The sequence below is a fragment of the Galbitalea sp. SE-J8 genome (assembly GCF_030345695.1).
In the GTDB taxonomy this organism is placed as follows: domain Bacteria; phylum Actinomycetota; class Actinomycetes; order Actinomycetales; family Microbacteriaceae; genus JAUASV01.
Map to the genome: position 1 here is coordinate 1 of NZ_JAUASV010000039.1, position 7,738 is coordinate 7,738.

At 65.3% G+C, this 7,738-nt stretch carries 10 protein-coding genes; 7 read left to right on the plus strand and 3 right to left on the minus strand.

The window, feature by feature from the left end; translation table 11 throughout:
• Nucleotides 1-96 precede the first annotated feature (96 nt).
• The 3 genes from QT381_RS15450 to QT381_RS15460 all read right to left on the minus strand — a co-directional run bounded on the left by QT381_RS15450 (nt 97) and on the right by QT381_RS15460 (nt 2,362).
• Nucleotides 97-483 carry an NAD(P)-binding domain-containing protein gene (locus tag QT381_RS15450; protein ID WP_289249925.1) on the minus strand — a complete coding sequence of 129 codons (387 nt, stop codon included), beginning with the start codon at nt 481-483 and terminating at the stop codon, nt 97-99.
• Between the two features lie 93 nt (nt 484-576).
• Nucleotides 577-1,512 (minus strand): aldo/keto reductase, encoded by a 936-nt coding sequence (locus QT381_RS15455; protein WP_289249926.1) that lies wholly within the window; start codon nt 1,510-1,512, stop codon nt 577-579.
• A gap of 40 nt (nt 1,513-1,552) precedes the next feature.
• Nucleotides 1,553-2,362, minus strand: coding sequence for an aldo/keto reductase (locus QT381_RS15460; RefSeq protein ID WP_502877572.1), 810 nt, complete (start codon nt 2,360-2,362; stop codon nt 1,553-1,555).
• 622 nt (nt 2,363-2,984) lie between these two features.
• On the opposite strand from QT381_RS15460, the gene QT381_RS15465 reads away from it, so the two are divergent.
• The 7 genes from QT381_RS15465 (at nt 2,985) to QT381_RS15495 (ending at nt 7,619) form a co-directional block, all read left to right on the plus strand.
• Nucleotides 2,985-3,830, plus strand: a complete 846-nt coding sequence (locus tag QT381_RS15465) for a hypothetical protein (RefSeq protein ID WP_289249928.1) — start codon at nt 2,985-2,987, stop codon at nt 3,828-3,830.
• A 16-nt stretch (nt 3,831-3,846) separates the two neighbouring features.
• Nucleotides 3,847-4,485, plus strand: a complete 639-nt coding sequence (locus QT381_RS15470) for a hypothetical protein (RefSeq protein WP_289249929.1) — start codon at nt 3,847-3,849, stop codon at nt 4,483-4,485.
• A gap of 53 nt (nt 4,486-4,538) precedes the next feature.
• Nucleotides 4,539-4,877, plus strand: coding sequence for a PadR family transcriptional regulator (locus QT381_RS15475; RefSeq protein ID WP_289249930.1), 339 nt, complete (start codon nt 4,539-4,541; stop codon nt 4,875-4,877).
• Nucleotides 4,874-5,509, plus strand: coding sequence for an HAAS signaling domain-containing protein (locus QT381_RS15480; RefSeq protein WP_289249931.1), 636 nt, complete (start codon nt 4,874-4,876; stop codon nt 5,507-5,509). The genes QT381_RS15475 and QT381_RS15480 overlap by 4 nt, the downstream gene beginning before the upstream one ends.
• A 118-nt stretch (nt 5,510-5,627) precedes the next feature.
• Nucleotides 5,628-6,140: an RNA polymerase sigma factor gene (locus QT381_RS15485; protein ID WP_289249932.1), complete on the plus strand. Its 513-nt coding sequence runs from the start codon at nt 5,628-5,630 to the stop codon at nt 6,138-6,140.
• On the plus strand, nt 6,133-7,137 hold the full coding sequence (locus tag QT381_RS15490; protein WP_289249933.1) for a CU044_5270 family protein: 1,005 nt from the start codon (nt 6,133-6,135) through the stop codon (nt 7,135-7,137). Before QT381_RS15485 ends, QT381_RS15490 begins: the two co-directional genes overlap by 8 nt.
• Nucleotides 7,134-7,619, plus strand: a complete 486-nt coding sequence (locus QT381_RS15495; protein WP_289249934.1) for a peptidase inhibitor family I36 protein — start codon at nt 7,134-7,136, stop codon at nt 7,617-7,619. Before QT381_RS15490 ends, QT381_RS15495 begins: the two co-directional genes overlap by 4 nt.
• The last annotated feature ends 119 nt before the right edge of the window (nt 7,620-7,738 follow it).

A 7,738-nucleotide genomic window follows, 5' to 3' on the forward strand; every position in this document is an offset into this window, starting at 1 on the left:
CGTCCACGACGCCAACTCGTCCCTGTCACCATCACGAAGCAGCAACGCCGGAGCAGGAGAATTCGCCATGACCAATTGTCCCAAACCACCAACCATTTAGGAACTAACGACACGCGACACTAGGGAGCCAATCACCGGCGATTGAACGAAGCTGACGCCGTGCGATGCCGCCCACTCTGCGGATGCCGACGCGTGGTGGGGCGCTACCGTCGTGATGTCCATCCACACGGTGTTGGGTGCGAACGGCAAGTCTGCGTTGAGGACGACCTCCCGCACGGCGTCAGGGCCGAAAAACACGGTGATGACGACGTTCGCGCCGCTGACAGCCTCCCCTGGACTGGTAGCGGCGGTGGCTCCCTTCGCAATCAGGTGCGGGGCGACGCCGGGCGTCCTGTTCCAGACGACAAGGTCGTGTCCTGCGTCGAGGAGGTGCTCGGCCAGTATCTGACCCATGCGGCCGAGACCGAGGAAGGCGATCTTCATGGGGATGCTCCTGTCGTCGGTCGCTGCGGGAATCTGAGATGGAGTCGTCGCGATGAGAGCCAGGTCAGTTCAGAAGGTTGATGGCTGATGTGGTCAGGGCACGAGGTGCCCGGCGGTGCGGAAGAGCTCGTACCATTCGGCGCGGGTGAGCGGGATCTCGGAGCCTCGGGCGGCGCCGGCGACGCGCTCGGAGCTGGTGGTTCCAAGCACGACCTGCATCTGGGCGGGGTGGCGGGTGATCCACGCGGTCGCGATCGCGATCGGTGGCACGTCGTATTGTGCGGCGAGGCGGTCGATGACGGCGTTGAGCTCGGGGTACTCGGGTGACCCGAGGAAGACTCCGGTGAAGAAGCCGGCCTGGAATGGCGACCATGCCTGGATGGTGATGTCGTTCAGCCGGCAGTAGTCGACGATCCCGCCACCGTCCAGGGTGATCGACTGCTGCTCCGCGAGCATGTTCGCCGCGACCCCCTGCGCGATGATCGGCTCGTGGGTGATCGACAGCTGGAGTTGGTTCGCGACGATCGGCTGGCGCACGTGCTTGCGCAGCAGGTCGATCTGGCGGGGAGTGTGGTTCGAGACGCCGAAGGCGCGGACCTTGCCGGACGATTCGAGTTCGTCAAAGGCGCGAGCGACCTCCTCGGGCTCCACGAGCGCATCGGGACGGTGTAGCAGCAGGATGTCGATGCGGTCGGTCTGCAGCGCGGCCAATGACCCTTCGACGGACTCGACGATGTGCTCGTAGGAGAAGTCGAAGTACGGACCTTCCCTCACGATTCCTGTCTTGGTCTGGATCGTGATCTCGTCGCGCTCGGACGGGGTCAGCCTCATCGCCTCGGCGAAGCGGCTCTCGCACCCGTGCAGATCGTTGCCGTAGACGTCGGCGTGGTCGACGAAGTCGATACCGGCATCGCGAGCTGTGCGCAGAAGCTCGCGGACCTCGTCGTCGGTCTTGTCAGCGATGCGCATGAGACCGAGCACGACGTTGGGGACGACAAGGTTGGTTCCGGGCATGGTGAAGGTCTTCATAGCGATTGTCCTTTCGGGACGAGGATCTGGAGAGTGCGGCTCAGTCGGCGCTCGACAGTGCGGCGAGCTCGTCGGCAGAGAGCTCGAGCTCGGCCGCGCGCACCGAGTCCTGGACGCTCGCGGGACGTGAGGCGCCGGGGATGGGGATCACCACGGGCGAGAGGGCGAGCTCCCAGGCCAGCGCGATCTGCTGTGGGCTCACGCCGCGCGCATCGGCCACTGTCTGGAACGCTGCGTGGCGTTCGCCGACCGCAGCTGCGCCGCGGATGCCGCCGAGCGGCGACCATGGCAGGAACGCGATGCCAAGAGCGGCGGCGTGTTCGAGTTCGTCAAGGCTCGAGCGAAACGCCGGAGAGAACTGATTCTGCACCGAGGCCAGCCGTCCGCCGAGAACCTCGTTGGCCTCATCGATCTGCGCGACGGTGGCGTTCGAGATGCCGGCCATGGCGATGACGCCTTCGTCGAGCAGGTCGCGCACGGCGCCGATCGAGTCCGCGTACGGCACCTCCGGGTCGGGTCGATGGAACTGGTAGAGCCCGATCGCTTCGACACCGAGGCGTCGCGCCGAGGCCTTCGCCGCCTGTTTGAGATACTCCGGCCGACCGTTGACGATCCATGAGCCGTCGCCGGGCCGAAGATGGCCGCCCTTCGTGGCGACGAGCACGGCGTCGGTGTCGCCACCGTAGGAGCTCAGGGCGCGCGCGATGAGCTCCTCGTTGTGGCCGACCTCGCCGGCGTCACGGTGGTATGCGTCGGCGGTATCGATAAGGGTGACACCGGCGTCGAGTGCTGCATGGATGGTAGCGATGGCCCGCTCCTCGTCGGGTCGCCCTTCGATCGAGATCGGCATGCCGCCGAATCCGATCGCGCTGACGGTGCGGGGTCCGAAAGTGCGCTGCTGCGCGGGTGGCCTTTCCAATGATTGATGGTGTACCTCAACGCTAGGCTCGCGAAGACTAGAAGTAAAATTACTGGCACCAATCCAATTGAGAAGTTGGGCCGATCAATAGACCTTGTCGAGTGGAGGGCTCGGTAGCCCTCCTCGGCGGGCAATAGCTCACCTGAACGATGGCCCTGCGCCAAATGTCGCGTCGAGAAATCTCGTGCGATGCGCGCCCGCAACAGGCTCCTAGACGTGGGGCGCGTCAACGGCCACACCAGGTCGACCTCCTCCGTGTACTGGCATGTGTCGAAGCAGCAGATGTCGGGATAGCGGCTGGATCGGTCGGTGCCGCGGACACCGAAGTCGCATCGTTCAGGTGAAGGCTCGACCTGATGGTGAGCGGCAGCGAGAGCGGGACGATGCCGAGTGGCATGATCTTCCACGGCCGCGCAGGCGACGGTTGTTCCGATGTTGATGGGTACCCGGAGGCCGACAGGTTCGGGCGCCGGGTCGTGCAGAGGGCCGGTCGGTCTGGTGGATCGCATGTAAGGAGTCCGCCGGAGGTGGAAATCCCTAGTCTGACGGCGCAATGGTGCGTCGTCCTCGTCAACCTGGAGGAATCCCCATGAGAAGGCTGCAAACCGCGGCGTCCGCGCTGGTCGCCGCCGCGACTGCAGCGCTGGTCCTGACAGCCGGCGTCGCACCCGCCTCGGCCGACACGGAAGTCGTCACCGAGGCGTACATCGATGCGTCCGGCGTGGTGCACTATCCGTTCGATCCTGCAGCACTTCCCGGAGCGAGCATTGTCACGCAGAACGGTCTCACATCTCGCGTGGGCGACTGCAGCTTCAACGCGACCGGATCGGACAGCGCATCGGAGGGACCGACGCTGACGGTCGGGCAGGAAGTCACCTTCGACCCCGCCACCTGCACACGAGAGCTCGCGCTCGTGACCTACCCGTTGTCGGACGTTCCGGCTGTTGTATCCGCGACCCTCGAGCCCGAGGACGGCTGGGTCCAGGAGGAGGCTACTGCCTCCAGCGGGGAGGTCTCGGGTCGCGCGACGACCTGGTTCGCCAGCCTGAACGCACGCGTCCAGGATCCGGTCGGCATCCACGTCTCGTCGACCACCACGGAGCGGACCTGGAGCAGCACCGGAACCTGGAACAACGTGCACAGGTGGGGCTGGTACACGCCGACCGGCTGGTCGAGACTGTCCAATAGCCAGGTCGACACGTCCACGGTCGGAGACACGCTCGGCACGTTCCGGAACGTCGCGTTCTGCAACCCGTTCGCGGCGACCGACACCAATCACAGCCGCACGAGGCTCCAGACGAGCAGCGCGTCCGGCGGGGTCACGTGGGGCTACACGATGAACAAGTCCGGTGACTGCAGCGAACTGCTCAGCTACCACTACTCGCTCATCACCCCGTGAGCAGGAGGATCAGATCGTGAACATCCAGCAGCATCGTCGGCGGCTCCTGCCGACAGTTCTGGCCGCCGTCACGGCCGCAATCCTGCTCGTGACTGCGCCGGGCGCGGCCAACGCCGACGAGCTCGACCCTCAGCCTGTCGGCGGCGGCGCCACCGTGCCGCTCGAGATCACAGGCTTCGACGCCGCTGTCGCGCGGACCAACGGGTACGAGCTGCGCTACGACGACGCCGGAACGGCGTGGATCGTGGCGCAGTCGGCACGCGCGGGCGACTTCACGGATGGCGTTGCCCTTCCGGCAAGCGTGGCGGGCAACGGGCCTGCTCCGGGCACCGGTCCCGAGGTTACCCCGTTCAATACGGCCACCGGATCGTGCGGCACTTCGTGGATCTACTTCACCAGCTCCACGAGATACCGCACTGGCTTCAACGTGAACGTCGGCAATATCGCGTACCGCAACTGGGTCGTGACCAAGAGCAGCTCGACCAGCGGTAGCGTCACCGACAACTTCAGCGCCTTCATGAACGCGTCCTCCTGGCAGGAGTACCGCGACTTTGGGCTCTCCGGTTCGTCGCGTCGCGTGGAGGTCACTACCGGGACGGTGACCACCTTCCTCGGAGCGGTCTGCAGCACGATCGGCCCCTGGGACATCTGGTAGCGAGGTATCCATGCAAGGCACTATGTCTTGCTACACATGGTATAGTGCCTTGCATGGACGCCCCCGAGGAACGGATCTTGACGAACTTGCGCAAAGGCGTGCTCGAGTTCTGCGTCCTCGCCTATCTACAGGCCGGCCGCACCTACGGACTCGACCTTGCCCGGCGTCTCGAAACCGACCGGTTGATCGCCAGCGAAGGAACGCTCTACCCGCTGCTCGCCCGGCTCCGCTCGGCCGGAATGGTGGAGACCGAGTGGGTCGAGTCGGACGCAGGAAGACCGCGGAAGTATTACACGCTGACGAATCTCGGAGCCGAGTATCTCGATGCATTCCGGTCGGCCTGGGCACCGTTGCGCGACACCGTTGACCGGACCGTGAGGAGGCCGTCATGACACCCGCATCCCAGCTCCCCATCGAGGCACGAACGTGGCTCGACGACGTCGAGCGGCGCACCGCGCCACTACCAGACGATGACCGCCGCGAGCTGCTCGCCGGACTGGCTGAGCATCTGGCTGAATCGCTGGACGGCGGCGCAGCCCCCGCAGAAGTGCTGGCTCGACTCGGAAGCCCGCGAGACATCGCGGATCAGGCGTTCCAGCAGCATCACCAGCAGAACGGCGTCGATCTGCGGGCGCGCTATTTCAATGCCAAGCGCGTGACCCAGTACGTCGCCGCTGCACTCGCCCTTGCCGCTGCACTCGCAATCGCGCTGCTGCCCAGCTACATCCAGGTGTCGACCACCTCCGACGGGCAGGAGAGCATCACCTCCGGCACCGTGCTGGAGGTCGTGGGGATCTGGTTCCTGCTGGTGCTCGCGATACCGCTCATCCTCGCCGCGTTGCCTCTGTCGGCTACCGGACGCGCGTGGCAGCCGCTCTCCATCGTGTCGGCGGTGCTCTTGTCGATCTTCGCGCTCGTGGGCTCACTGAGCATCGGCTGGTACTTCGTCCCAGCGACCATCGCCGCGATCGTGGCCGTCTTCCTTCCGCGGCACCCCCGAACCCACTACCGGCGCGGCGCCTGAGCAGGCACACTCGAGATCTCGTTGTAAGGAACCGGCCCGCTGCGGAAATACCCAGTGCATGAGGCTCAGATCGTCGTTCCCCGGCGCGCGGGGACGGGTGGGATGAACGGGCGGCTAAATGCCTCTTCGCGCGGGATTCACCCGCTTCTACCAGGACACCTACAACCGCGTTCTCCTCTATGCGCAGCACCGGGTCGGGAACCTTGCAACAGCCGAAGACATCAGCGCAGACACCTACCGGATCGCGTGGCAGAAGTACACCGAAGGCGCCGAGCCGACCCTGACCTGGGTTCTTGTGATCGCACGGAACGTCATCGGAAACGAGTACCGGCGCCAAGCGCGCGAGCATGCACGGATCGAACATTTCGCGGCCCTCTTGGATCTCGAGGCATCCGACGACGAGGCAGAACTGCTGTCCGTGAGACTTGCGGTCGCGCAACTGTCACCGAGCGAGCGCGAGCTGGTGTACCTGACGTATTGGGAAGATCTGCCTGCAAGCACCGTCGCGGAGGTTCTGGACTGCATGCCCGGCACGATCTGGGTCCGCCTCTCCCGGATCCGCACGAAGTTGCGCGCTGCGCTCGCTCCCGCGGCGTCGCCACACCCCGGCGATGGAGGAGTTCATGGCTGACCTCGACGACCTGATCCGTCGCGCCGACCCCTACGCCAATCGCCGCGACGCTCCGCTCAGCGCGCGCGCGCGCGCCGATCTTCGACGCATCCTTCGCGGCCAGTCCACCGATGGCGCCAGCTCACCTCGGCAGCGCCGTCCCATGATCACGCTGGCTACGGTAGCTGCAGCACTCTGCACGCTGGTCGTCGCCCTGATCGCGTCCGGTGTCCTCTCCCCACAACAGGGGGTCGCTTACGCAGCCACCCCGGAACTCCTGGAGCCGCGCCCAGTTGACATACCGGCGCACGATCTCCTTCTCGAGCTCGCAGCCCTCGCGAGCACCCGACCCGAAGCAGCGCCCGTGAACATCGTCGAGTACTCGAGTTGGTCGGCCCAGCTTGATGTGGGACCGGACGGGCCCACGCAGTTCATCCAGCCGCAGGACGTGCGCACGGAATGGCGCGATGATCTTTCCGGCAGCATCGTCGTTGTCGCGGGCGAGGCATACCCTGCTCGCGGCGCCCACGGGTTCCACGATTCCGCGCCCGAGCCGCCGGGAACTGTGCTGTCCGAGGAATCGTTCCTGCCCGGACAGTACCCGCTGCTGTTTCGCTCCGAGCCGCCGACCACCGCGGCGGAGATGCGCAGTTACCTCCTACAAGCATCCGACGTGACCGGAGACGAGGTGTCAGCTGCTGACTTGTATCGCGCGATCCAGGGGCTGCTCACCCAACGGCTGCCCACGCCCGCCCAAGAATCGAGCATCCTCGAAGTCCTGGCGGAACAGCCGGATATCACCGTCGCGGGCGACGTGACGGACCGAGACGGGAGACCTGGGATCGCCTTTCGAGCAAGCAGCACCAACGGCCAAGTCGAGCTGGAATACCTGCTGGTCGTCTCACCGGACGGCCAGATCTTGTCGCTGGAGACCATCTACCAGGGCGGAGACAGCGCGTTCGCTCTCCCTGTCCCCGCCGTACTCGAGTACACGATATGGAGACGAAACGAATCATGAATCGCATCAAGCCGGCACTACTCGCCGCCATCGGCGCTCTCATCCTGCTGCTGATCCCGACGCCCGCGAGCGCCGAGACAACGACGCTTCAAGACCAGGTCGACACGATCCTCGCTCAGCACCCAGGAGGGACGCAGATCGCCTCGAACGCGATCTCCTGGGAGGACGGTGAGATCACCCTCACTTTGCCTGCCGAGGGGCTCATCGGCGCACTTGCGGTAGGGACCTGCGAGACGGGCAGGTACTGCGCGTTTAGCGGGTACAGTTACACGGGCACGAAACTCAGCTTCTCCGCATGCTCGATCGGCGGAACATCAAATTCCCTCGGACTTCTCGGGAATGCACCGCACTCGGTCGCGAACGCCAGGTCGAGTGGGACCGTTCAGGCGCGGAACGGATCGACGACAGTGTTCAGTCTAGGCGCGAACTCCGGCCGCCCCACTGTCGCGAACACGGTGACGGCTCTCGCCTGCTTGGCCTAGTGTCGCGTTTCTGAAGTTGGTTGACGGTTCGCTTTGGTGAGGATTTCGTCGGCGGTCTTGGCCCAGACGAAGGCGTGTTTGCGGTCGTTCCAGCCGGTGATGAATTGGCGGATCTTCGC